The sequence below is a fragment of the Pseudomonas sp. NGC7 genome (assembly GCF_047159675.1).
GTDB lineage: Bacteria > Pseudomonadota > Gammaproteobacteria > Pseudomonadales > Pseudomonadaceae > Aquipseudomonas > Aquipseudomonas kermanshahensis.
This window is the reverse complement of sequence record NZ_BAAFZY010000001.1, coordinates 6,124,646-6,146,596: the sequence shown is the minus strand read 5'-3', so window position 1 is coordinate 6,146,596 and position 21,951 is coordinate 6,124,646. Positions and strand designations below refer to the sequence as shown.

At 63.1% G+C, this 21,951-nt stretch carries 23 protein-coding genes; 7 read left to right on the top strand and 16 right to left on the bottom strand.

From position 1 onward, the window contains the following. The first annotated feature begins 47 nt into the window (after nt 1-47). On the top strand, nt 48-944 hold the full coding sequence (locus ACMCNM_RS27455; RefSeq protein WP_027592131.1) for a peptidoglycan DD-metalloendopeptidase family protein: 897 nt from the start codon (nt 48-50) through the stop codon (nt 942-944). A 16-nt stretch (nt 945-960) separates the two neighbouring features. On the opposite strand, the gene ACMCNM_RS27450 is transcribed toward ACMCNM_RS27455, so the two are convergent. The 3 genes from ACMCNM_RS27450 to phoB form a co-directional block, all read right to left on the bottom strand. Beyond that, nucleotides 961-2,301, bottom strand: coding sequence for a hemolysin family protein (locus ACMCNM_RS27450; protein WP_027592132.1), 1,341 nt, complete (start codon nt 2,299-2,301; stop codon nt 961-963). A 139-nt stretch (nt 2,302-2,440) separates the two neighbouring features. Beyond that, on the bottom strand, nt 2,441-3,748 hold the full coding sequence (gene phoR / locus ACMCNM_RS27445; RefSeq protein WP_186679390.1) for a phosphate regulon sensor histidine kinase PhoR: 1,308 nt from the start codon (nt 3,746-3,748) through the stop codon (nt 2,441-2,443). A gap of 45 nt (nt 3,749-3,793) precedes the next feature. Next, entirely contained in the window at nt 3,794-4,483 is a 690-nt protein-coding gene (phoB, locus tag ACMCNM_RS27440; protein ID WP_003253341.1) for a phosphate regulon transcriptional regulator PhoB, read from the bottom strand. A 172-nt stretch (nt 4,484-4,655) separates the two neighbouring features. Here phoB and ACMCNM_RS27435 point away from each other — a divergent pair, with 172 nt between their 5' ends. Further along, nucleotides 4,656-5,024, top strand: coding sequence for a hypothetical protein (locus tag ACMCNM_RS27435; protein ID WP_186679393.1), 369 nt, complete (start codon nt 4,656-4,658; stop codon nt 5,022-5,024). 105 nt (nt 5,025-5,129) lie between these two features. On the opposite strand, the gene ubiA is transcribed toward ACMCNM_RS27435, so the two are convergent. Then, nucleotides 5,130-6,020: a 4-hydroxybenzoate octaprenyltransferase gene (ubiA, locus tag ACMCNM_RS27430; protein ID WP_186679396.1), complete on the bottom strand. Its 891-nt coding sequence runs from the start codon at nt 6,018-6,020 to the stop codon at nt 5,130-5,132. After that, complete coding sequence (locus ACMCNM_RS27425) at nt 6,020-6,577, bottom strand: chorismate--pyruvate lyase family protein (protein WP_027592136.1); 558 nt, start codon at nt 6,575-6,577, stop codon at nt 6,020-6,022. The genes ubiA and ACMCNM_RS27425 overlap by 1 nt, the downstream gene beginning before the upstream one ends. A 169-nt stretch (nt 6,578-6,746) precedes the next feature. Between ACMCNM_RS27425 and ACMCNM_RS27420 the strand changes: the two genes are divergently transcribed. From ACMCNM_RS27420 to ACMCNM_RS27405, 4 genes are all read left to right on the top strand, one after another. Further along, nucleotides 6,747-6,914 carry a rubredoxin gene (locus tag ACMCNM_RS27420; protein ID WP_027592137.1) on the top strand — a complete coding sequence of 56 codons (168 nt, stop codon included), beginning with the start codon at nt 6,747-6,749 and terminating at the stop codon, nt 6,912-6,914. Nucleotides 6,915-6,948: 34 nt separating this feature from the next. Further along, nucleotides 6,949-8,097: an NAD(P)/FAD-dependent oxidoreductase gene (locus ACMCNM_RS27415; protein ID WP_186679399.1), complete on the top strand. Its 1,149-nt coding sequence runs from the start codon at nt 6,949-6,951 to the stop codon at nt 8,095-8,097. 188 nt (nt 8,098-8,285) lie between these two features. Next, nucleotides 8,286-8,585: an HU family DNA-binding protein gene (locus ACMCNM_RS27410; RefSeq protein WP_027592139.1), complete on the top strand. Its 300-nt coding sequence runs from the start codon at nt 8,286-8,288 to the stop codon at nt 8,583-8,585. 147 nt (nt 8,586-8,732) lie between these two features. Then, nucleotides 8,733-9,107, top strand: a complete 375-nt coding sequence (locus ACMCNM_RS27405) for a helicase (protein ID WP_027592140.1) — start codon at nt 8,733-8,735, stop codon at nt 9,105-9,107. Nucleotides 9,108-9,238: 131 nt separating this feature from the next. On the opposite strand, the gene ACMCNM_RS27400 is transcribed toward ACMCNM_RS27405, so the two are convergent. The 6 genes from ACMCNM_RS27400 to exbB all read right to left on the bottom strand — a co-directional run bounded on the left by ACMCNM_RS27400 (nt 9,239) and on the right by exbB (nt 15,955). After that, nucleotides 9,239-10,642 carry an aminoacyl-tRNA deacylase and HDOD domain-containing protein gene (locus tag ACMCNM_RS27400; protein WP_186679410.1) on the bottom strand — a complete coding sequence of 468 codons (1,404 nt, stop codon included), beginning with the start codon at nt 10,640-10,642 and terminating at the stop codon, nt 9,239-9,241. Nucleotides 10,643-10,720: 78 nt separating this feature from the next. Continuing rightward, entirely contained in the window at nt 10,721-12,799 is a 2,079-nt protein-coding gene (gene recG, locus ACMCNM_RS27395) for an ATP-dependent DNA helicase RecG (RefSeq protein ID WP_027592142.1), read from the bottom strand. A gap of 3 nt (nt 12,800-12,802) precedes the next feature. Beyond that, nucleotides 12,803-13,729: a hydrogen peroxide-inducible genes activator gene (locus tag ACMCNM_RS27390; protein WP_027592143.1), complete on the bottom strand. Its 927-nt coding sequence runs from the start codon at nt 13,727-13,729 to the stop codon at nt 12,803-12,805. A 94-nt stretch (nt 13,730-13,823) separates the two neighbouring features. Continuing rightward, nucleotides 13,824-14,555, bottom strand: coding sequence for an energy transducer TonB (locus ACMCNM_RS27385; protein ID WP_027592144.1), 732 nt, complete (start codon nt 14,553-14,555; stop codon nt 13,824-13,826). Continuing rightward, a complete protein-coding gene (gene exbD, locus ACMCNM_RS27380; protein WP_027592145.1) occupies nt 14,552-14,980 on the bottom strand; it encodes a TonB system transport protein ExbD in 429 nt (142 codons plus the stop codon). The genes ACMCNM_RS27385 and exbD overlap by 4 nt, the downstream gene beginning before the upstream one ends. A gap of 3 nt (nt 14,981-14,983) precedes the next feature. Continuing rightward, nucleotides 14,984-15,955 (bottom strand): tonB-system energizer ExbB, encoded by a 972-nt coding sequence (gene exbB, locus ACMCNM_RS27375; RefSeq protein ID WP_027592146.1) that lies wholly within the window; start codon nt 15,953-15,955, stop codon nt 14,984-14,986. 192 nt (nt 15,956-16,147) lie between these two features. Here exbB and ACMCNM_RS27370 point away from each other — a divergent pair, with 192 nt between their 5' ends. Further along, nucleotides 16,148-17,005, top strand: a complete 858-nt coding sequence (locus tag ACMCNM_RS27370; protein ID WP_412765756.1) for an SDR family oxidoreductase — start codon at nt 16,148-16,150, stop codon at nt 17,003-17,005. A 130-nt stretch (nt 17,006-17,135) separates the two neighbouring features. Here ACMCNM_RS27370 and ACMCNM_RS27365 read toward each other — a convergent pair whose 3' ends face one another. The 5 genes from ACMCNM_RS27365 to ACMCNM_RS27345 all read right to left on the bottom strand — a co-directional run bounded on the left by ACMCNM_RS27365 (nt 17,136) and on the right by ACMCNM_RS27345 (nt 21,804). Further along, complete coding sequence (locus ACMCNM_RS27365; protein WP_099430803.1) at nt 17,136-17,861, bottom strand: hypothetical protein; 726 nt, start codon at nt 17,859-17,861, stop codon at nt 17,136-17,138. 55 nt (nt 17,862-17,916) lie between these two features. Next, complete coding sequence (locus ACMCNM_RS27360; RefSeq protein WP_027592149.1) at nt 17,917-18,297, bottom strand: RidA family protein; 381 nt, start codon at nt 18,295-18,297, stop codon at nt 17,917-17,919. Between the two features lie 23 nt (nt 18,298-18,320). Next, entirely contained in the window at nt 18,321-20,429 is a 2,109-nt protein-coding gene (spoT, locus tag ACMCNM_RS27355; protein ID WP_027592150.1) for a bifunctional GTP diphosphokinase/guanosine-3',5'-bis pyrophosphate 3'-pyrophosphohydrolase, read from the bottom strand. A gap of 59 nt (nt 20,430-20,488) precedes the next feature. Next, complete coding sequence (rpoZ, locus tag ACMCNM_RS27350) at nt 20,489-20,752, bottom strand: DNA-directed RNA polymerase subunit omega (RefSeq protein ID WP_012312123.1); 264 nt, start codon at nt 20,750-20,752, stop codon at nt 20,489-20,491. A gap of 179 nt (nt 20,753-20,931) precedes the next feature. Next, nucleotides 20,932-21,804, bottom strand: coding sequence for a LysR family transcriptional regulator (locus ACMCNM_RS27345; RefSeq protein WP_027592151.1), 873 nt, complete (start codon nt 21,802-21,804; stop codon nt 20,932-20,934). Between the last annotated feature and the right edge of the window lie 147 nt (nt 21,805-21,951).

The window sequence follows — 21,951 nt, the reverse complement described above, 5'->3', positions numbered from 1 at the left end:
CCGGCTGCTAGGCTTCGACAGATCACAACTGTCAAAAAGCCACTATCATGCCCGCCCGCCTGCTGCTGTTCTGTGCATTGCTCATGGCCTCGGCGTCGAGCCTGGGCGTGACCCTCTACCCGATTACCGATGCCAACGGTGTGGGTGCCTATACCGACCGGCCAGGCCCCGGGGCCAAGCCGATCGAGCTGCATGAATCCATGGTCGAGCGGCAGGAAAGCCAGGTGCGGCTCAACGCGATCGTGTTCCAGGGCGGCGTGAGCTTTTCTGCGCGCAATGAATCGCATGTGCCGGTGCAGGTCGAATTGCACCTGGACAAGCTGATCAACGCCCAAGGCGGCAATGCGCCGCGGATCGTGCGCAGGGTGCTGCCAGGGCGTTCAACCCAGATGCTCAGCGTGCTGCGGGGCCGCCCTGGGACGTTGCTGGGCTATCGCTCGACGCTGCTGCAGGCAATGGGCGACCCGGGGCTGCGGCCTCAGGGTTATCGGTATGCCTTCCCCTGGCTGGGCGGGCCGTTTCGGGTGACGCAGGGGCCCAACGGGCGCTTCAGCCATTTTGGCCCCAAGGGGCGCTATGCCATGGATATCGCCATGCCTGAGGGCACGACCATCATTGCGGCCCGGGAAGGGGTGGTGGTGAATGTCGAGAACAGCCAGACCGGGCGTGGCAGCAACCCGTCGGGCAATTTTGTCAGGGTCCTGCACGCCGACGGCACCATGGGCGTGTACCTGCACCTGATGCGCGGTTCGGTTGTAGTGGCTGAGGGGCAGCGGGTGAAGCAGGGGCAGATGCTGGCCAAGTCCGGCAACACCGGCAACAGCACCGGCCCGCACCTGCATTTTGTGGTGCAGCGCAACGTGGGGTTGGCGCTGGAGTCGATACCCTATCAGTTCGACAGGCCGATCAGTGGGCTGCCCGACTTTACGGCGGGCAACCCCTGAACGAGGGACCGTAAGGTCAATCCAGCTTCAGCACCTTGGCCAGCACGATCTTCGGCCCTTTCATTTTCTTGATGATGATGCGCAGGCCTTCAACCTCAAGCACTTCTTCCTCTTCGGGGACGCGTTTGAGCGTTTCATACACCAGCCCAGCCAGGGTCTCCGCCTCGATGTGGTCCAGGTCGATGCCCAGCAGGCGCTCGACCTTGAACAGCGGCGTATCACCGCGCACCAGCAGCTTGCCCGGCTGGTAGGCGAGGATGCCGCGCTCAGTCTTTCGGTGTTCATCCTGGATATCGCCGACCAGTACTTCCAGCACGTCTTCCATGGTCAGGTAGCCGATTACCTTGCCATCGGCTTCCTCGACCAGCACGAAATGCGCGCCGCCCTTGCGGAACTGCTCCAGCAACTGCGACAGCGGCATATGCCGGGAAACCCGCTCCAGCGGCCGGGCCAGGTCTTCGAGGTCGATGGTTTCGGGCAGGTGGTCGAGTTCGGCCAACTCCAGCAACAGGTCCTTGATGTGCAGCAACCCGGTGAACTCTTCGCGCTCGGCGTCGTAGACCGGGTAACGGCTGAACTTGTGGCGGCGCAGCAGGGCCAGGATCTGCTTGAGCGGCGCGTGCGCGTCGATGCTGACCATGTCCTCGCGGGAGTTAGCCCAGTCGACCACTTCCAGCTCGCCCATTTCCACTGCCGAGGCCAGCACGCGCATGCCCTGGTCGCTCGGGTCCTGGCCACGGCTGGAGTGCAGGATCAGCTTGAGCTCTTCGCGGCTGTAGTGATGCTCATGGTGCGGGCCAGGCTCACCTTGGCCAGCAATGCGCAGGATGGTGTTGGCGCTGGCATTGAGCAGGTAGATGGCCGGGTACATCGCCCAGTAGAACAGGTACAGCGGCACCGCGGTCCACAGCGACAGCAGCTCGGGCTTGCGGATCGCCCAGGACTTGGGCGCCAGCTCACCGACCACGATGTGCAGGTAAGAGATGACGAAGAAGGCGACGAAGAACGAAATGCCCTTGATCAGCTCTGGCGTGTCCACGCCCATGTAGGCCAGCAGCGGCTCCAGCAGGTGGGCGAACGCCGGCTCGCCGACCCAGCCCAGGCCCAGGGAGGCGAGGGTGATGCCCAGCTGGCAGGCGGACAGGTAGGCGTCGAGCTGGTTGTGCACCTTGCGCAGGATGCTGCCACGCCAGCCGTGCAGTTCGGCGATGGAATCGACGCGGGTTGAGCGCAGCTTGACCATGGCGAACTCGGCGGCAACGAAAAAGCCGTTGAGCAGTACCAGGAGCAAGGCAAAGATGATCATGCCGAAATCGGCGAATAACGAGGTGAGGCTGATACCAGGGGAAGGGTCCATGATGGAGTTTTTACGGGGTCCGTCTTTGGGGAATGGAGAAAAAAAGTGCCAGCACAGGCTGGCACAGGGGGTCCAATGTAGCGGTTGAAACCGCAAAAGCAAAGGGTGATGGTCTTGATGGGGTTGCGGTGCAGCCTTCTCAACCCTTGCCGTTGGCCAATTGTGCCGGCGCAAAGTGACAGGTAAAGGTGCTGCCATGCCCCGGCACGCTGCTGATCTCCAGGCGCCCGCGATGGCGCAGCAGCACATGCTTGACGATCGCCAGGCCCAACCCGGTGCCCCCGGTATTGGACGCCCGGCTGGAGTCGACGCGGTAGAAGCGCTCGGTCAGCCGTGGCAAATGCTTGGCATCAATGCCGATACCCGAATCCTGCACGCTGAGGTGCGCACCCTGGTCATCGGCCCACCAGCGGATGCGAATGCTGCCCTCGTCCGGGGTGTACTTGACCGCGTTGAACACCAGGTTGGAGAACGCACTGCGCAGCTCTGCCTCGCTGCCCTTGAGGCTGACGCCGGGTGCGGCTTCCAGGCTGATGCGCTGGTTACGCGGGCCGGACAGCGCCTGGGCATCGCCCTTGATCGACTGCAGCAGGGCATCGACGGGCACGGGCAGGTTGTCGGAGGGGTAGTCGGTGGCCTCCAGCTTGGCCAGCAACAGCAAGTCATTGAGCAGGGTCTGCATGCGTGAGCCTTGCTGGCTCATCTGCTGCAGGGCCCGGGTCCAGCGCGGGTTCACGTCCTCGACGTTGTCGAGCAAGGTTTCCAGGTAGCCGGTAATCACCGTCAGCGGCGTACGCAACTCATGGGAAACGTTGGCGACGAAGTCTTTGCGCATCTGTTCGAGCTGATGGATGCGGGTGACATCGCGCACCAGCATCAGGTGCTCATTATTGCCGTAGCGGGTGATGTGCAGTTGCACACGCATCCGGTCATTGATCGGCGAAGGGATTTCCAACGGTTCGACGTAGTTCTCCGCCTCGAAATATTCCTTGAAGCGAGGGTGGCGCACCAGGTTGGTCACCTGCTGGCCGCCGTCCTGCGGAGTCTTGAAGCCCAGCAGGGTTTCGGCGGCGCGGTTCCACCATTCCAGGTTGCCGTCGCTGTCGAGCATGATCACCGCGTCGCGCAGCGCGGCAGTGGACTCCTGCACCCGGTCGATCACCGCCTGCAGGCGGCCGCGTACGCGTTGGTCGCGACGTTGCAGGTGGTAGATGCTGTCGAACACTTCGCCCCACAGGCCGTAGCCGTCTGGCGGGGCCTCGTCGGGTTGATGGTTGCGCAGCCAGTCATGCAGGCGCAGCAGCTGCTTGAGGGTCCAACCCAGGTAAAGGGCCAGGCCGATGGCCAGGCTCCAGCCGTAATAACCGCTGACCAGCCCACCGAGCAGGCAGACAGAGATCAGCAGCAGCAGGTGGCGAATCAGGGTCGCGTGCCAGTTCTGGTTCAATTGACGGTCCTTGTACAACGTCGTGCAGCCAGGCGTGCAGGCGTGTCAGCTCTTGGTCGAGAAACGGTAGCCAGTGCCGCGGACGGTTTGTACCAGATTTTCGTAGGCTTCACCCAGCGCCTTGCGCAAGCGGCGGATGTGCACGTCGACAGTACGCTCCTCGACATAGACGTTGCCGCCCCAAACCTGGTCCAGCAACTGGCCACGGGTGTAGGCGCGCTCTTGGTGGGTCATGAAGAACTGCAGCAGGCGGTATTCGGTGGGGCCCATCTCGGCCGGTTTGCCGTCGATGGTCACGCGGTGGCTGATCGGGTCAAGCAGCAGGCCACCGACTTCGATCGGCGCCTCGCTGTCGCTCGGGCCGGTGCGACGCAGCACGGCTTTCAGGCGGGCGACCAGCTCGCGGGGCGAGAAGGGTTTGGTGATGTAGTCATCGGCGCCCACTTCCAGGCCTTGGATCTTGTTGTCCTCTTCACCTTTGGCGGTGAGCATGATGATCGGGATGTCCCCGGTCAGCTCGTCACGCTTCAGGCGGCGGGCCAGTTCGATGCCCGAGGTGCCCGGCAGCATCCAGTCGAGCAGGATCAGGTCAGGCTTGCGGTCGACGATGATCGCGTGTGCCTGTTGCGAGTTCTCCGCTTCCAGGCAGTCGTAGCCGGCCATTTCCAATGCAACGGCGATCATCTCGCGAATAGGCGCTTCGTCGTCGACGATCAGAATGTTCCTGCCAACCATGCTCAAAACCTCTCCTGGAAAATCGTGTCTGGCCCGCATTAGATAACGGAATTATTGCAGCTGTGTGACAGAGCATTGGCTGTTCTGGCGACATTCCATGACTGAACTAGGCTTGAAAGGGCCGCTGCGGCGGCTATCAGAACTCATTTCCCCGGAAACAATGGTGAATCCAATGACACGACATACGCTGAGCTGGATGGCCCTTCTTGCTGCGCTGGCACTCCCGGGGGTGGCCTCGGCCGACCATGAGATGGTGAAGAACGGCATGCTGGTCGACCATGCCGGCATGACGTTGTATACCTTTGACAAAGACGCTGGGGGCAAGTCGATGTGCAATGGCGATTGCGCAAAGAATTGGCCGCCGTTGACGGCTAAAGCGAGTGAAAAGGCAGAGGGCAAGTGGACGCAGATCAAGCGTGACGATGGCACGATGCAATGGGCCTATGACGGCAAGCCGCTGTACACCTTCGTCAAGGACAAGAAGGCTGGCGATACCACCGGTGACGGCATGAAAGACGTCTGGCACGTGGCCAAGCCGTGAGATAGCCGGGGCCGCTGTGCGGCCCTATCGCCGGCAAGCCGGCTCCCACAGGGGCAGCAGCTATGCAAACTCTGTGGCGGCTTGCCGGCGATAGGGCCGGAAAAGTCAGCGCAGTGCGTAATCCAGCACGACCCCAATGAACACCAGCAACCCCGCCCAGTGATTGTGCAGAAACGCCTTGAAGCACGACTCGCGGTCCAGCTTGCGCGTCGACCAGAACTCCCAGGCAAAGCACAACGCCGCCCCCAGCAGCCCCAGGTGGAACCAGCCGCCCAGCTCGAAGCGGCTCCCGGCCAACAGCAGGCAAGCCAACGACAGCAACTGCAAGGTCAGGATGATCACCCGATCGGCTTCGCCAAACAGAATGGCCGTCGATTTCACGCCGATCTTCAGGTCATCGTCGCGGTCGACCATGGCGTAGTAAGTGTCGTAGCCCACGGTCCACAGCAGGTTGGCGATGTACAGCAGCCAGGCACTGGCCGGCAGCTCGCCCCCGGCAGCGGTGAACGCCATGGGGATACCCCAGGAATACGCGGCGCCCAGCACCACCTGCGGGTAATAGGTATAGCGCTTCATGAATGGGTAGCAGAACGCCAAGGCCACGGCGCCGAACGACAGCCAGACGGTCCGGCTGTTGGTGCACAGCACCAGCAGGAAACTCACCCCGACCAGGATCGCGAACAGTGCCAGTGCCTCGCGCGGCTCGACCCGGCCGCTGGCCAAGGGGCGGTCGGCGGTGCGTTTGACGTGGCCATCGACCTTGCGGTCGGCAAAGTCATTGATGCAGCAGCCTGCAGCGCGCATCAGCACCACGCCGAGGCCGAAGATCAGCACGTTGGCCAGGGTCGGCGAACCTTGCCCTGCAATCCACACGGCCGACAGGGTCGGCCACAGCAGCAGGTAGATGCCGATGGGGCGGTCCATGCGGCTGAGCTGGACAAAGTCCCAGGCGCGCGGGTGCACGCGGTTGAGCGACTTGAGCAGTTGCAGGTACATCAGCGGTTTTCCTCCTTGGCCGCTTGCCACAGGGCTGGCAGGAACACCTCGGCTACCAGCAGGTCCAGGCCGTCCCGTTCAAAGCGTGAGCGTCGGCCCCAAAGCGCATCATGGCGGGCCTCGGTCGGTAACCAGGCTTGTGGATAACTGCACACTTGCAGTGGGTGGCGAATGAACGCCTGGTCACAGAACAGCAACTCGCCCAGCGAGCGGCTGCCCAGGGTCTCGAGGTCCAGGCCACCGCGCTCCAGGGCACTGCGGCTGGCCACGCTGCGGGCGAACACCCAGGGCTGGCCGTGGCCACGCAGGTACACCTCGCGCACCCAGCCTTGCGCCCCCGGCGCGATGCCCAGGGCCAGGCATTCGTCATCACGCAGTGGCTGCCAGCCTTCCAGCAGCGGGGTGACGGAGAAATGATCGTGGGACAGGCGGGTCAGGCGGCGGGTCAGCGAGCCCTCGTCGAACAGCCAGTCCAGGGTCGGCTGGTCGATCTCGGTCGCCAGCTGTGAATACGGCAGCCACGCGACAGCGGCTGCTTGCGGGGATTCGTACGACACGTCGGTATGCTTGTTACAGCCAGAGAGGCGGCGAGCTTAGCATGATTGCCCCGACTGCTTGCATACTGCTGGCAGGGCCAGTAAAAAGCCCCCAAAGATTGCGCGGCGGCCCCCTGGCGGGCCATCAGCAGCGACACAAGCCCGAGCCTGAAACGAGGAATCCGTACCGATGAAAAAATGGCAATGTATTGTCTGTGGTCTGATCTATGACGAAGCCGAAGGCTGGCCCGACGACGGCATCGCCCCCGGCACCCGTTGGGAAGACGTGCCTGCAGACTGGCTGTGCCCCGACTGCGGCGTCGGCAAGAGCGACTTCGAAATGATCGCCATCGGCTGATAATCCCCTGTTCCCACCCTGAGGTAAGCACGACATGACGTCCCCCGTAGTCATCATCGGTACTGGCCTGGCCGGCTACAACCTGGCCCGTGAATTTCGCAAGCTCGATGGCGAGACGCCGCTGCTGTTGATTACCGCCGACGATGGTCGTTCCTACTCCAAGCCCATGCTCTCCACGGGTTTTGCCAAGCTCAAGGATGCCGATGGGCTGTGCATGGCCGAGCCTGGCGCGATGGCCGAGCAGCTCAAGGCCGAAATCCGTACCCACACCCGTATCAGCGGCATCGACCCCGGCCACAAGCGCCTGTGGATCGGTGAAGAGGCCGTGGCCTATCGTGACTTGGTGTTGGCCTGGGGCGCCCAGACTGTGCAGGTGCCGATCGAGGGTGACGCTGGCGGGCAGGTCTTCCCGATCAACGACCTGGAGGATTACGCACGCTTTCGCGCCGCCGCTGCCGGTAAGCAGCGCGTGCTGATTCTGGGCGCAGGCCTGATTGGCTGCGAATTCGCCAATGACATGAGCCTGGGTGGGTTCCAGGTCGAGGTGGTGGCCCCGTGCGAGCAGGTGATGCCGACCCTGTTGCACCCAGCCGCCGCCGCTGCCGTGCAGGCCGGGCTAGAAGGCCTTGGCGTGCGCTTCCACCTGGGCCCGGTGCTGACGCGCCTGCAGCAGGTTGCGCAGGGCCTTGAGGCGCACTTGTCCGACGGTAGCGTGATCGCCTGCGACCTGGTGGTTTCAGCCATCGGCTTGCGCCCCCGTACTGATCTTGCCGCCGCTGCTGGCCTGCAGACTAATCGCGGCGTGGTGGTGGACCGGCAGTTGCGCACGTCCCACGCCAATATCTTCGCCCTGGGCGACTGCGCCGAGGTGGACGGCATCAATCTGCTCTATGTGATGCCGCTGATGAGCTGTGCCCGCGCCTTGGCGCAAACCCTGGTCGGTAACCCAACGGCCGTCAGTTACGGGGCGATGCCGATCACCGTGAAGACCCCAGCGTGCCCGCTGGTGGTCTCGCCGCCCCCGCAAGGGCACGACGGCAACTGGCAGGTGGAGGGGCAGGGCAGCGACCTCAAGGTGCTCTGCCACGATGCCGACGGCAAGCTGCTGGGCTATGCCCTGACCGGTGCGGCCGTGATGGAAAAGCTGGCCCTGAATCGTCAGTTACCCCCGGTTATGGCGTAAATAGCGGGCGTTCTGTCGGGTTTATCCTGTTATTGCTCACACAATGGCCGCCCAGATACTGGCGCGGCCTCGGTGGGCGTGCCATTCTCACTCCCGTCTGCCGCAGATTAGAGCCTGCGGTGCCTTGAGCGCTGCTCCCAGAGGCAGCACGGCATAACAACAAAAAATCCCGTCAAAGAGGCTTCACTATGCGCAAACCAGAACTCGCCGCTGTCATCGCCGAAAAGGCCGATCTGACCAAGGAAAAGGCCAACGTGGTGCTGAATGCGATCCTCGACAGCATTACCGGTGCGCTGGACAAGGACACCGTGACCCTGGTCGGTTTCGGCACCTTTGAAAAACGTCACCGTGGTGCGCGTACCGGCAAGAACCCCCAGACCGGCGAGCCGGTGAAGATCAAGGCCAGCAACACCGTAGCCTTCAAGCCCGGCAAGAACCTGCGTGACAGCGTCAACGTGCCGGCCAAGCCAGCCAAGAAAGGCAAGTGATCGAATCCTGACATCCCCAGTGTCGGTTCAGCGGGCGCCCCAGGGCGCCCGTTGTGCTTTCTGTAGGCATATGTTGCGAACTTGCATAAATAGTTCTGGAAGAGGATAAAATGCGCCACTCAGTCATTTTTTATTCGAGGCGCGTTGATGAAGTTCCGCTTTCTTCTCTGGGCCATGGGGCTGTTGATGGCCAGGGCCAGCCGTAACAACCCGGCGTTCAAGCAGCAACTCAAGGACAAGGATCTGGTTTTCCAGATGCAGACCCTGGATGGCAAAATCGCACGGCACTTCATCGTCAGCGACGAGCGCATCAGCAGCAAAGGTGGTGTGCACCCGCAGCCGGCGTTCGCCATTGCGTTCAAAGATGCCGCTTACGGGTTCGCCACGCTGCAGGCAAGCAACAAGCAGTTGGCCTTCATGCAGGGGATTCAGGACAAGCACATCCAGATCAAGGGCAATCCGGCGTTGGTGATGTGGTTCCAGGGCTTGATGAAGTACCTCAAGCCGAAGAAAAAGCGCTGAGCCTGGCCCTGTAGGAGCAGCCTTGTGCTGCGAAGAGGCCGGTGACTGCAGCGAAGATTTACTGTGTTTTCACCGGCCTCTTCGCAGCGCAAGGCTGCTCCTACAACGGGTGCGCAGGACGCCCCAAGCTATTAGTGCGGGGCGTGAAACTGCGATGCCAGTTCCCGCAGCAGGGTTTCGGCCTCCAGCACCTTGTTCACCACATCCTCGGCCTTCTCCCGAGTCACCCCCAACCGCTCCAGCAGTTCATCGGGTACCTCTTCCTGAGGCCCCGAGCCAATACCGCGCGAACGCAGCAGGCGAGTCGCCAGGCACACCAGGTTGGGGAACGCCGCATAGTCGCCGTCATAAGACGGGTCATGCTGGAAGCGCAGCGCCGTCGAGAGCTCTTCCGGCATGTCCCACAGCTTCATCAACCACGCGCCGATCTGTTCGCGGTTGATGCCCAGCAGGTGCTGTTCCACATAGGTGTGGCACAGGTGCGGGTTAACCTCGAGGTGCCGGCAGATCAGCGAGAAGTGCGGCGGGAACACGTGCGCCAGCAGCAGATAGCCAAAGTTGTGCAGCAGCCCCGCCAGGTACGTCAAGCCGGACTCCGGGCGCTCTGCCCTGGGCATGGCGCGGGTCAGGCCTTCAATGATGGCTGCGGTGTAGATCGACTGCTGCCAATACGGTGTGGCCTGCTGCGGGTGATCCTTGGGCAGGCTCAGGGTCTTGCCCAGGGCCAGCCCCAAAGCCAGGTTGATGACCAGGTCGAAGCCCAGCACGCGCACGATGGCGTCTTCTACTGAACGGATCTTGCCTGGCGAGGCGTAGTAGGGCGATGCCGCCCAGCTGACCACCTGCGCAGCCAGCGCAGGGTCGGTCTCGACCACGCCGGTGATGTCATCGATGCTGGCGTTAGGGTCTACCCGCAGCTTGATGATTTTCTGCGCCGTGTCGGCCAACGGCGGGATTTCGATGGTTTCTTCCAGGCGCTTCTGGATACGTCGCGCGGTAAAGGCTTGGACCGCCTGGGTGATTTCGTGGGAGTCGTCATCAGGCCGGTCGAGGTTGGGGCTGATGGCCTTCACCTCCTGGCCAAAGCTGCTGGCGCTGGCCTTGGCGAGCATGCGCTTGAAGTCCGTGCGGTCGATTTCCAGCAGCAGCCCGGCTTCGCCGGACTGAATCAGCACCGTCTCACAGTCGAGCAGGCTTTTTTCGTACTGGCACGGCGAGCTGGTCAACGCCGGAATGCCCGGCAGGCGCTTGAGGTGGTGCTTGTCGAGCATCTGCTTGAGCCGGGGGACCGATACGGCGGTCAGCTTGCGGCCGGTCAGCTCGGTCAGGCGATTCAGGTCAAGCAGCTGGCTCTGCGGGAACAACACCATCAGGGCGCCGACTTCGTCGTCGAGGAGCACCGCCTGCACCCGCGAGGCGGCAGGCAATTGCGCATGCTCGAGCACTTCGCGGTAGGTGACGCCAACCTTATCGAGCAGCAGCCGGATGACAGAGGGCGTGTGTGGGGTTGCGGTGTCCAGGGCAACTTCAGTCATGGTCCGTATCCACTAATTCTTTTAAACGCGAAGTATAACCAGTCCCGCCGCAAATCTGGATCCATTGTGGGACTGGCGTCACACTTGGCCGTATTGCTGGCCGTGCCGCAGCCAGCGGTCAAGCAACGGGCTGACATGGTCCGGCCACCGCGCGATCAGCGCTTGGGCGGCATCACGTACGGCTGGCAGCAGGTCGGCATCACGCATCAGGTCAGCGACCTTGAACTGTAGCAGGCCGGTCTGGCGTGTTCCCAGCATCTCGCCGGGGCCGCGCAGTTCCAGGTCTTTTTCCGCGATGATGAAGCCATCGTTAGTTTCACGCATGATCCCCAGGCGTTCGCGGCCGATCTGCGACAGTGGCGGGTGATACAGCAACACGCAGTGGCTCACCGCGCTGCCCCGGCCAACCCGGCCACGCAGCTGGTGCAGTTGGGCCAGGCCCAGGCGTTCGGGGTTCTCGATGATCATCAGGCTGGCATTGGGCACGTCCACGCCCACCTCGATGACCGTGGTTGCCACCAGCAGTTGCAGCTCACCGGCCTTGAACTGGGCCATGATCTCGGCCTTTTCCGCAGGCTTCATGCGCCCGTGGATAAGGCCGACGCGTAGCTCGCCCAGGGCGCTGCCAAGCTCTTCATAGGTGCTCTCGGCCGCTTGGCAGGTCAGTTCTTCGGACTCTTCGATCAGGGTGCACACCCAATAGGCCTGACGCCCCTCGGCACAGGCGGCGCGTACCCGCTCGACCACCTCGAAGCGGCGGCTGTCCGCCACCAGCACGGTGTTCACCGGCGTACGCCCGGGTGGCAGCTCGTCGAGGACCGAGGTGTCGAGGTCGGCGTAGGCGCTCATCGCCAAGGTCCGAGGGATCGGCGTCGCAGTCATGATCAGCTGGTGCGGGCACAGCTCGCCGGCCACGCCTTTTTTGCGCAGGGCCAAGCGTTGCTGCACACCGAACCGGTGCTGTTCATCGATGATCGCCAGGGCCAGGTGCTTGAATTTGACCTCTTCCTGGAACAGCGCATGGGTGCCCACCACCATCGGTGCGCCGTTGGCGATTTGCTCCAGCGAGCTGGCCCGGGCCTTGCCCTTGAGCTTGCCGGCCAGCCATGCCACCTCGATGCCCAGCGGTTCGAGCCAGCGCTTGAAGGTAATGAAGTGCTGTTCGGCGAGGATCTCGGTGGGGGCCATCAACGCCACCTGGTAACCGGCCTCCAGCGCTTGCAGTGCCGCCAGTGCGGCGACCACCGTTTTACCGGCCCCGACATCGCCCTGTACCAGGCGCATCATGGGCTCGGCCTGGGCCAGGTCGTAGGCAATTTCGTTGGCCACCCGTTGCTGGGCGCCGGTCGGCTTGAAGCCCAGGTTGGCCAGGTACTGCGCCGGCAACCGGCTGGCCTTGGGCAGTACGGGGGCACGCAGGCTGCGCAGGCTCTCGCGCAGGCGTTGCTGCGACAGCTGGTGGGTCAGCAGCTCTTCGAAGGCCAGGCGGTGTTGAGCCCAATGCTGGCCTTCGGCAAGTTCGTCGAGGTCGGCATCGGCCGGCGGGTTGTGCAGGTAGCGGATGGCATCGTCCAGCGGCGCCAATTGGTAGTCCCGGGCCAGCTCATCGGGCAGCCAGTCTGGCAGGCTGCGCGGGCCAAGCATGCCCAGGCTCTGCTGGCAGAGCAGGCGCAGGCGTTGCTGGGTGAGGCCTTCGGTGGACGGGTAGATCGGCGTCAGGGTCTGTTCCACGGGGGGCGGTGGCTCGTCGCCGTTGAGCGCCCGGTACTCCGGGTGGTAGATCTCCAGGCCAGAGGCGCCGGGGCGGGCTTCGCCATAGCAGCGCAGGTGCGTGCCGCGTTTCAGGCCTTCTTTTTGCGCATTGCTGAAGTGATAGAAGCGCAGGCTCAATACGCCGCTGCCGTCACCCAGGCGCACCACGAGGCTGCGGCGCTTGCCCATGGTGACGTCCGCACCGCTTACTACACCTTCGATCACGGCATCCTGCCCCGGGCGCAGCTCGCCAATGGGCACCACACGGGTGCGGTCCTGGTAGCGCAAGGGCAGGTGGAAGAGTATGTCCTGCAGGTTCTCCAGGCCCACCTTGGCGAGTTTTTCCGCCATGGCATCGCCCACCCCTTTGAGCACCGTGACCGGGACCTTCGACAGCTCACTCATGACTCAGGCCGGCTGTTCCACAGGAGGTTTGGCGACCGAGCATAGGCGGATCGAGTCAGCGAGGATCTCGATGGCCTTGGGCCGCGGGAAGCTGGCACGCCAGGCGATGGCCACGGTGCGGAACGGTGCTGGCGCAGTCAGCGGGCGCACTTCGATGATGCCTGGCGCGTAGTGGTGGCTGTGCACTGCCGACAGCGGCAGGATCGAGACGCCAAGGCCCGAGGCAACCATGTGCCGAATGGTTTCCAGGGAGCTGGATTCCACCGTGGTGTGCCGGGAGCCTTCGCCGCCTTTGTTCAATGTCGGGCAGGCTTCCAGGACCTGGTCGCGGAAGCAGTGGCCTTCACCGAGCAGCAGCAGGCTCTTGTCGTTGAGCATGGCGGTGTCGATGGTCTTTTTCGCCGTCCATGGGTGGTCGGCAGGCATCAAGGCGCAGAATGGCTCATCGTACAGCGGCAGGGTCAGCACGTCGGCTTCGTTGAACGGCAGGGCGATGATCACTGCGTCGAGTTCGCCGTTGCGCAGTTTTTCGCGTAGTACATGGGTGAAGTTCTCTTCGATGTACAGCGGCATCTGCGGCGCCACACGGTGCAGCTGCGGGATCAGGTGCGGGAACAGATAAGGGCCGACGGTATAGATGGCACCGACCTTGAGCGGGGCAGTCAGCTGGTTTTTGCCGGCCTGGGCCAGCTCGCGGATGCCTTGGGCCTGTTCCAGTACCTTCTGCGCCTGGGCGACGATGCTTTCACCGACCGGGGTCAGGCGCACTGCGCTCTTGCTGCGCTCGAAGATCAGCACGCCAAGCTCGTCCTCGAGCTTCTTCACACCGACCGACAGGGTCGGTTGGCTCACGTGGCAACGTTCGGCCGCGTGGCCGAAATGTTGTTCCTGGGCGAGTGTGACGATGTAGCGTAATTCTGTGAGGGTCATAACGTGCGTCCATGAAGTTGCGAGCCCAGCATAGCGGCTGCAATCGATAGACGCACGTTATCAGACTTGCCGATTTGTGACAGAAACAAAAGTCTCAGCGGCGGTCCAGCGAGTAGACGAACGGCGCCACGACTTCGATCGTGCCGTTGTTCAACAACTCGGGTGGCGGCTTGGGTACCGTGCCGGCACGACGGATCATTTCCAGGGTCGCCCGGTCCAGTGCCGCGCTGCCCGAACCACCGGCCATGGCGTACGACACCACCTTGCCTTCGGCATCGACCACGAAGCGCAGGCGGTTGATGCCCTGCAGGCCGCGACGACGCGCGTCTTCCGGGTAACGCTTGTACTTGGCCAAGTGGCGCAGCAGGTCACTCTGCCAGGTAGGCAGGGCGTTGCTGTTGGACGCAATGCTCGGTGCCGGTGCCGCGGACTTCTGCGGCGGCGTGTTGCTTGGCGGTGCGTCTACCACGCTTTCGGTCGGCGGCGCTTCCTTCGGCGGCTCAGGCTTTTTCTCGGGCTTGGGCGGCTGGGGCTTGGCCTTCGGCTTGGGCGGCTTGGCGATGGCGATCTTGGGTTTAGGGGCTTCCACCAGCTTGGGCAACGGCAGTTCTTCAACCGGTGCCGGCGGCTGTGGGACGGCTTTTGGAGGAGGTGGTGGCGCAGGCTCCGGCAAAGGTGCCAGCTCGACCATCATGGCTGCCGGCGGCAGCTCGATGGCCTGAGGCACGGACCAATTGAGCGTGAGCAGCACAGCGACGGCATGGACACCCAGCACAAGTGCCAGGCTGCCGCTGTAACGCGCCAGGTTGTGCCGCGTCTTCGTCATTTCTTGGCTGCCGTCTCGAGACCTACCAGACCGACCTTCAAATAGCCGGCCGCGCGCATGTTGTTCATCACTTCCATCAGGTCACCGTAATCCACGCCCTTGTCGGCCTGGAAGAAGATGGTGGTTTCCTTGTCCCCCTTGGTCTTGGCATCGAGCATCGGGCCAAGCTGGTCGGGCGCAGATACCTGATCGTCGCCGACATACAGCTTCTGGTCGGCCTTGACGCTGACGAACACCGGTTTCTCGGGCCTCGGCGCTGGTTTGGCGGTCGAGGCCGGCAGGTCGACTTTGATGTCGACCGTGGCCAGGGGCGCCGCCACCATGAAGATGATCAGCAGTACCAGCATCACGTCGATAAACGGCGTAACGTTGATTTCGTGGTTTTCGGCGAGGTCGTCGCCACCTTCGTTGAGATGCAGGCCCATGGCTTACCCCACTTTCACCATGTGCGGGGCGGCGCGCTCGCTGCCTTGGTGGTCCAGGTCACGGCTGACCAGCAGCAGCACCTGGGCAGAAGCGTCAGACACCTGAGCCTTGTAGCCGGCAATGGAGCGGGCGAAGACGTTGTAGATGACCACTGCCGGGATTGCTGCAACCAGGCCCAAGGCGGTTGCCAGCAGGGCTTCGGCGATGCCTGGGGCAACCACTGCCAGGTTGGTGGTCTGGGTCTTGGCGATGCCGATGAAGCTGTTCATGATGCCCCACACGGTGCCGAACAGGCCGACGAAGGGTGCGGTCGAACCAATGGTGGCGAGCACGCCGGTGCCGCTGCTCATGTTGCGGCCGCTGGCGGCTACCAGGCGCTCGAGGCGGAAGGCGACGCGCTCCTTGATGCCCTCTTTTTCACGTGCATTGGTCGACAGGCGCATCTCTTCGAGCGCATCGTGGACCAAGGTGTGAGCCAAGGTGCCTTCCTTGTTCGAGACGTCGCTAGCTTCCTTGAGGCTGGCGGATTTCTTCAGCTGGGCGATCTCGCCGCGCAGACGACGCTTGGCGCCCATCAGCTCGAAGCCTTTGGCAATCCAAATGGTCCAGGTGATGATCGAGGCGATGGCCAGGCCGATCATGACGATCTTCACCACGATGTCGGCGTTTTTGTACATGCCCCATGGGGACAGGTCGTGCGCCATGCCCAGGGTAGTATCTTCGACCAGTGCTTCGACGCTTGGGTCTGCAGCGGCTGGCGCATCGGCCGGGGCGTTGGCGACAGGTGCCGAGCCGTCTGCGGCTGGGGCAGCGGCGGTGTTAGCCGGGGCGGCAGCGGCAGCCGGGGTGCTGGCGTTGGCAGTTGGCTCATCGGCCATGGCCACTGGGGCCAGCACCAGGCTGAACATCAGCGCGGCAATGGCACGCCAGGCGCGCGACGGGGTTGGCGAAGCGGAGGGTTGAGTACGTGTCATGCTGGCCGGACCTGATGAAGAAAAAGAGTGAACGTTCTCCAAGGCCTCGAGATAGGCCGAGAACAGATAGGGGCGCCATTATTGCAAGTAATTCTTGTTAACAAAAGTAATCTTGTTGCTTTTTTCACCTAAGGTCTAGCCACTCATCGTGTAGCGTGGCGGGTTTGATCAACTGGTCTAGGGAGTTTTGAGATGTCAGACCTTTCAGTAATGGTCGTAGGTTGTGGTGATGTGGGCGGCCGTCTGGCCCAGCAATTGCTGGCCCGTGGCTGGCAGGTGAGTGGCCTGCGCCGCGCGGTCGAGCACCTGCCAGCGGGTGTTGGGCCGGTGGCTGCCGACCTGGCCGAACCCACCATCCCGCCAGCGTGGCCACAGCGAGCGCCGGACTACCTGGTGTATTGCGTGGCGGCTAGCCAGCACGACGAGGCGGGGTATCAGTCGGCCTATGTCGACGGGTTGCGCCATGTGCTGGCCTGGCTTGCCGAACGTGGTCAGCACCCGCGTCGCTTGCTGTTTGTGTCCAGCAGCAGCGTGTTTGCGCAAAAAGACGGCGAGTGGGTCGACGAGACGGCGGCCACCGAGCCTGAAGGGTACTCTGGCCGGATCATGCTCGACGCCGAGCGCTTGGCGCTGACCAGTGGTATCCCGGCAAGCGTGGTGCGCTTGACCGGCATCTACGGGCCGGGCCGTGAATGGCTACTGAGCCAGGTGCGTCAGGGCTACCGTGTGGCTGAAGAGCCGCCGCTGTATGGCAACCGTATTCATGCCGAAGACGCCGCAAGCTTGCTGGCTTACCTGCTGCAGGCCGATGCCGACGGCGTGGCGCTGGATGACTGCTATATAGGTGTCGATGACGACCCGGCGCCGCTGGCCGATGTGGTGGGCTGGTTGCGTGGGTACCTGGGCGTTACCGAGTGGTCGGATGAGCAGCGGGTGCGCCGGACGGGCAGCAAGCGCTGCAGCAATGCCCGTGTGCGGGCGTTGGGCTGGGTGCCAGAGTACCCCAGTTACAAAGAAGGGTATGCGGCGATTCTGCAGGGTAAGGGGTGAGTCTACCGGCCTCTTCGCGGGTAAACCCGCTCCCACAGGGTGAGCGCTGATTCTGTTGTCAGCGGGGTACCTGTGGGCGCGGGTTTACCCGCGAAAGGGCCGGTGTGACGGGTAGAGATCCTGGCAGGCCTCAGTCCTTCTCAAGCACCCATTGCCGAGCACCGGCCGCCAATACCGGCATTTCATCCGGCTTCGCGCGGTTAACGGCCTGGAAAATCTCCAGCGTGTCGCCATCACGCTTGATGATAAACGGCGCACCGCGCTGTTTGCGCTCCAGCCACAGGCTGTCGTTGCTGCCGCCCATGGTCGCGCAATCGCCGGCCAGGCACAGGGCAAAACGGTCCGGGCCAGGCAGGCCACTGACGTTACCGGTGTCGCTGAAGCGAACGGCGGTGCCTTTGCCCTGGCCGTCGATGATTTTCCATTCACCGCCCAGGTAGGCCTGGTACAGCGCCTTCTCGAAGCTGCCACCCAGCGGTGCATTCCCGGGTTGCTTGACGCGCACGAAGGTTTGTTCGGTACCGGACTGCGCGGTGGTTTTCAGCTCGTCGCCATCCAGCGCCAGCTGCTCGGTCTGGCCGTCCTGGAAGCTGGCCAGCCATTGCTTCTCGTTGGCGCTCAACTGGCCGTCGGCAGCCTCGAAGCCATTGCTGAAGCTGGCCTGTTGGTGAGCCACGTCGAGTTTCCACTCGAACACAGGGCCGTGTTCATTCAGTGCCTGACGCAGGCTGCCACTTTTGACGGCGGCTTTGATGGCGTCCTGGTTGATCCAGGTGCCGTTGAAGTCTTCGGGTTTATGGCTGGCGCAACCGCTCAGAAGCAGGGCTGCCAGCGCGAGGGGCAGTGCTTGACGCATGGTGGGTAACCTTGGGGAGAGAAGGTGACGGGCAGGGCGCCCGTCACCAGGGGCATCACTCGATGACCAGGATCGCGTCCATCTCGACCTGGGAGCCTTTTGGCAGCGCGGCAACGCCAATGGCGGCGCGGGCTGGGTAAGGCTGTTCGAAGTAACGGCCCATCACTTCGTTGACCTTGGCGAAGTGGCTCAGGTCGGTGAGGAAGATGTTCAGCTTGACGATGTCCTTGAACGAGCCACCCGCGGCTTCAGCCACAGCCTTGAGGTTCTCGAAGACCTGCACGGTCTGGGCCTCGAAGCCTTCGACCAGCTCCATGGTCTTGGGGTCCAGTGGGATCTGGCCCGACATGTACACGGTGTTGCCAGCCTTGATTGCCTGGGAGTAGGTACCGATGGCGGCAGGGGCCTTGTCGCTGTTGATGACGGACTTGCTCATGATGACTCCTTGCGGTTGGCGGACTACGTACGCATGCGGGTGATGCGGACCACACCGGTCAAGGTACGCAGCTTCTTGATCACTCGTGCCAGGTGCACGCGGTCGTGCACGCTGACCACCAGTTGGACCACGCTGATACGGCCGTCGCGTTCGTCCATGCTGATCTTCTCGATGTTGCCGTCTGCGGCATTGACGCTGCTGGCCAGCAGCGCGATCAGGCCGCGCTGGTGCTCCAGCTCGACACGCAGCTCGACATTGAATTCGCCAGCAATGTCCTTGGCCCAGGAGAGCTGCACGCACTTCTCTGGGTTGTGGCGAATTTCACTGATGTTGCGGCAGTTCTCCAGGTGCACGACCATGCCTTTGCCCGCCGACAGGTGGCCGACGATTGGGTCACCGGGGATCGGCGTGCAGCATTTGGCGTAGCTGAGCACCAGGCCTTCGGTGCCGCGAATGGCCAGCGGGCCTTCCGGCGTCGGCAGCTGTTCGCCTTCGGCCGACAGCAGGCGCCGCGCCACCACATAGGCCATGCGGTTGCCCAGGCCGATGTCTTCGAGCAGGTCTTCGATAAGCTCCAGGCGGTACTCGGCGAGAATCGCCTGAATGCGTTCCTGCGGGATCTTTTCGAGGCTGCTGTCGAAGCCGGTCAGCACCTTGTTCAGCAGGCGTTCGCCGAGGCTGATGGACTCGGAGCGGCGCTGTTGCTTGAGGGCGTGGCGGATGTGCGTGCGTGCCTTGCCGGTGACCACGAAGTTGAGCCAGGCCGGGTTCGGCCGGGCGCCCGGCGCGCTGACGATCTCTACCGTCGAACCGCTTTGCAGGGGCTCAGACAGTGGCGCCAGGCGGCGGTTGATGCGGCAGGCGATGCAACTGTTGCCCACGTCGGTGTGCACCGCATAGGCGAAGTCGACGGCCGTGGAGCCTTTCGGCAGCTCCATGATCCGGCCCTTGGGCGTAAAGACATAGACCTCGTCCGGGAACAGGTCGATCTTCACGCTCTCGATGAATTCCAGCGAGTTGCCCGCGCGCTGCTGCAGTTCGAGGATGCCCTTGACCCACTGGCGGGCCCGCGCGTGGCTGCCTTTTGGCTGCTCGTCGTCGTTGGACTTGTACAGCCAGTGGGCGGCGATACCGTTGTTGGCCATCTCTTCCATCTCGCGTGTGCGGATCTGGATTTCGATGGGCACGCCGTGCATGCCGAACAGCGTGGTGTGCAACGACTGGTAGCCGTTGGCCTTGGGGATCGCGATGTAGTCCTTGAAACGACCGGGCAGCGGCTTGTACAGGTTGTGCACGGCGCCGAGCACGCGGTAGCAGGTGTCGACCTTGTCGACGATGATGCGGAAGGCATACACGTCCATGATCTCGTTGAAGGCGCGGCGCTTGCCACGCATCTTCTTGTAGATGCCATAGAGGTGTTTCTGCCGGCCGCTGACCTCGCCCTGGATGCCGTCGGCAGCCAGGCAGTTGGCCAGCGATTGTTCGATTTTGGCGACGATCTCTTTGCGGTTGCCGCGGGCGCTCTTGACCGCCCGGTGAATCAGCGACGAGCGCATTGGGTGCATGGCCTTGAAGCCAAGGTCTTCGAATTCGACGCGCACGGTGTGCATGCCCAGCCGGTTGGCGATGGGGGCGTAGATTTCGAGGGTTTCCTTGGCAATGCGCCGGCGTTTTTCACCGGACAGCACTTCCAGCGTGCGCATGTTGTGCAGGCGGTCGGCCAGCTTGACCAGGATCACGCGGATATCGCGCGCCATGGCCATGGCCATTTTCTGGAAGTTCTCGGCCTGCGCCTCGGCCTTGGTCTCGAAGTTCATCTGGGTCAGCTTGCTGACCCCATCGACCAGTTCGGCAACCGTCTCGCCAAATTGCTGGCAGAGGGCTTCCTTGGCGATGCCGGTGTCTTCGATCACATCGTGCAGCATGGCGGCCATCAGGCTCTGATGGTCCATGTGCATGTCGGCGAGGATGCTGGCCACGGCCAGCGGGTGGGTCACGTAGGGCTCGCCGCTGCGGCGGCGCTGCCCGTCGTGGGCCTGCTCGGCGTAGAAATAGGCGCGCCGAACCAGGTTGACCTGTTCGGGGCCCAGGTAGGTCGACAGCCGTTCGGCTAAGGCTTCTATACCCGGCATGGGTTCACCTCTTGCAGAGGAAGAGGGCCTTGTGCCGCGCGACGTCGACCTGGCATCAATCAGACAGCCTCGTTGGACTCGTCCTCGAACGCGGCGAAGACCGGATCCTCGGTGACGATCTCTTCAGCAGCGATGAACTCGTTGGTGACGATGCCTTCGGCGATTTCACGCAGGGCAACAACGGTCGGCTTGTCGTTTTCCCACGCGACGCGTGGCTCTTTGCCGCCGGTCGCCAGCTGACGGGCGCGCTTGGTCGAGAGCATGACCAGCTCAAAGCGGTTATCCACGTGTTCCAGGCAGTCTTCAACAGTTACGCGGGCCATGGTCTTCCTCAGTAGCAATTGCGGTGGGCGTGCAGCCCAATATGGGCAGGCGGACTCGATAGTATAAAAATTCACCAGCCAATAGGGAAGCGCTGTTTTGCCACGCGCGGATCAGGCCAGCCCCTGTGGGGGCGGGTTTAGCCGCGAAAGGGCCGCAACAGACACCCTCCTCTTGTATCTCACAACATCGCGTCGCGCAACCGCGGGGTCAATTCCTCGAACAATGTCTGCACCGAGCGCAACGCCCGGCAATCGGGCCGGGTCAGCAGCCACAGTTGGGTGTCGCAACCGGGCAGCGGGCCGCTCAGCGCATCGACGCCAGGCAAGGCATGCACCATGTAGTCGGGCAGCGCCGCCACGCCCAGCCCGGTGCTGACCAGTTGCGCAATGGTCGACATGCCGCTGCATTGGTAGCGTGGGCTCAACCCAGGGTATTGCTGGTTGCGCCAGACCACGGTCGGGTGGTCCTGCATCGAGTCGTCCGGGGCAATCCACGGCACGCTGCTGGCCGACTCGGTCAGCCGTTCGCGCCACTGCGGCTGGCCGCAGATCACGTAGGAGGTCGAACCCAGGCAGCGGCCTACCAGGTGTTCGGGTGGCGTATTGGTCAGGCGCAGGGCGATGTCGGCATCGCGCCGGCTGAGGTTGGCGAAGGTGTTGGAGGTGCCCATTTCCAGCGACAACGCCGGGTAATTGGGCATGAAGTCGGCCAATGCCGGTAGCAGCAGGCTGTGCATGACCGCCTCGGTGCAGGTCAGCCGCACCGTACCGCTGACCACCTGTTCGCCGCTGGTCATGGCGATGCGCGCGGCCTCCAGGGCCTGTTCGGCGCGCTCGGCCTGCTCGGCCAGGGCTTGGGCGGTGTCGGTGGGCAGGTAGCCTTTACGGCTTTTGACGAACAGCGCGGTGCCCAGTGCCGACTCGAGGCGACGGATCGAGCGGAACACCGTCGAGACGTCCACCTTGAGCAGTTCGGCAGCCTTGGCCAACGAGCGGCCACGTTCCAGGGCCAGGACCAGGGAGAGGTCGGCGTGGGTAATCTGATATTGCATTGATGCACGCTCTGCTTGCCGAAATGCCAATGTCTGTTGCGTTGAGGCCATTTTATAGTGGAACCGCCCCTGGGAATCAATGCGCCCGGTCGGGCAACCAATCCCCACGATGGGAAAGTGAAAAAAACAACAGCTGCAACCATCGTC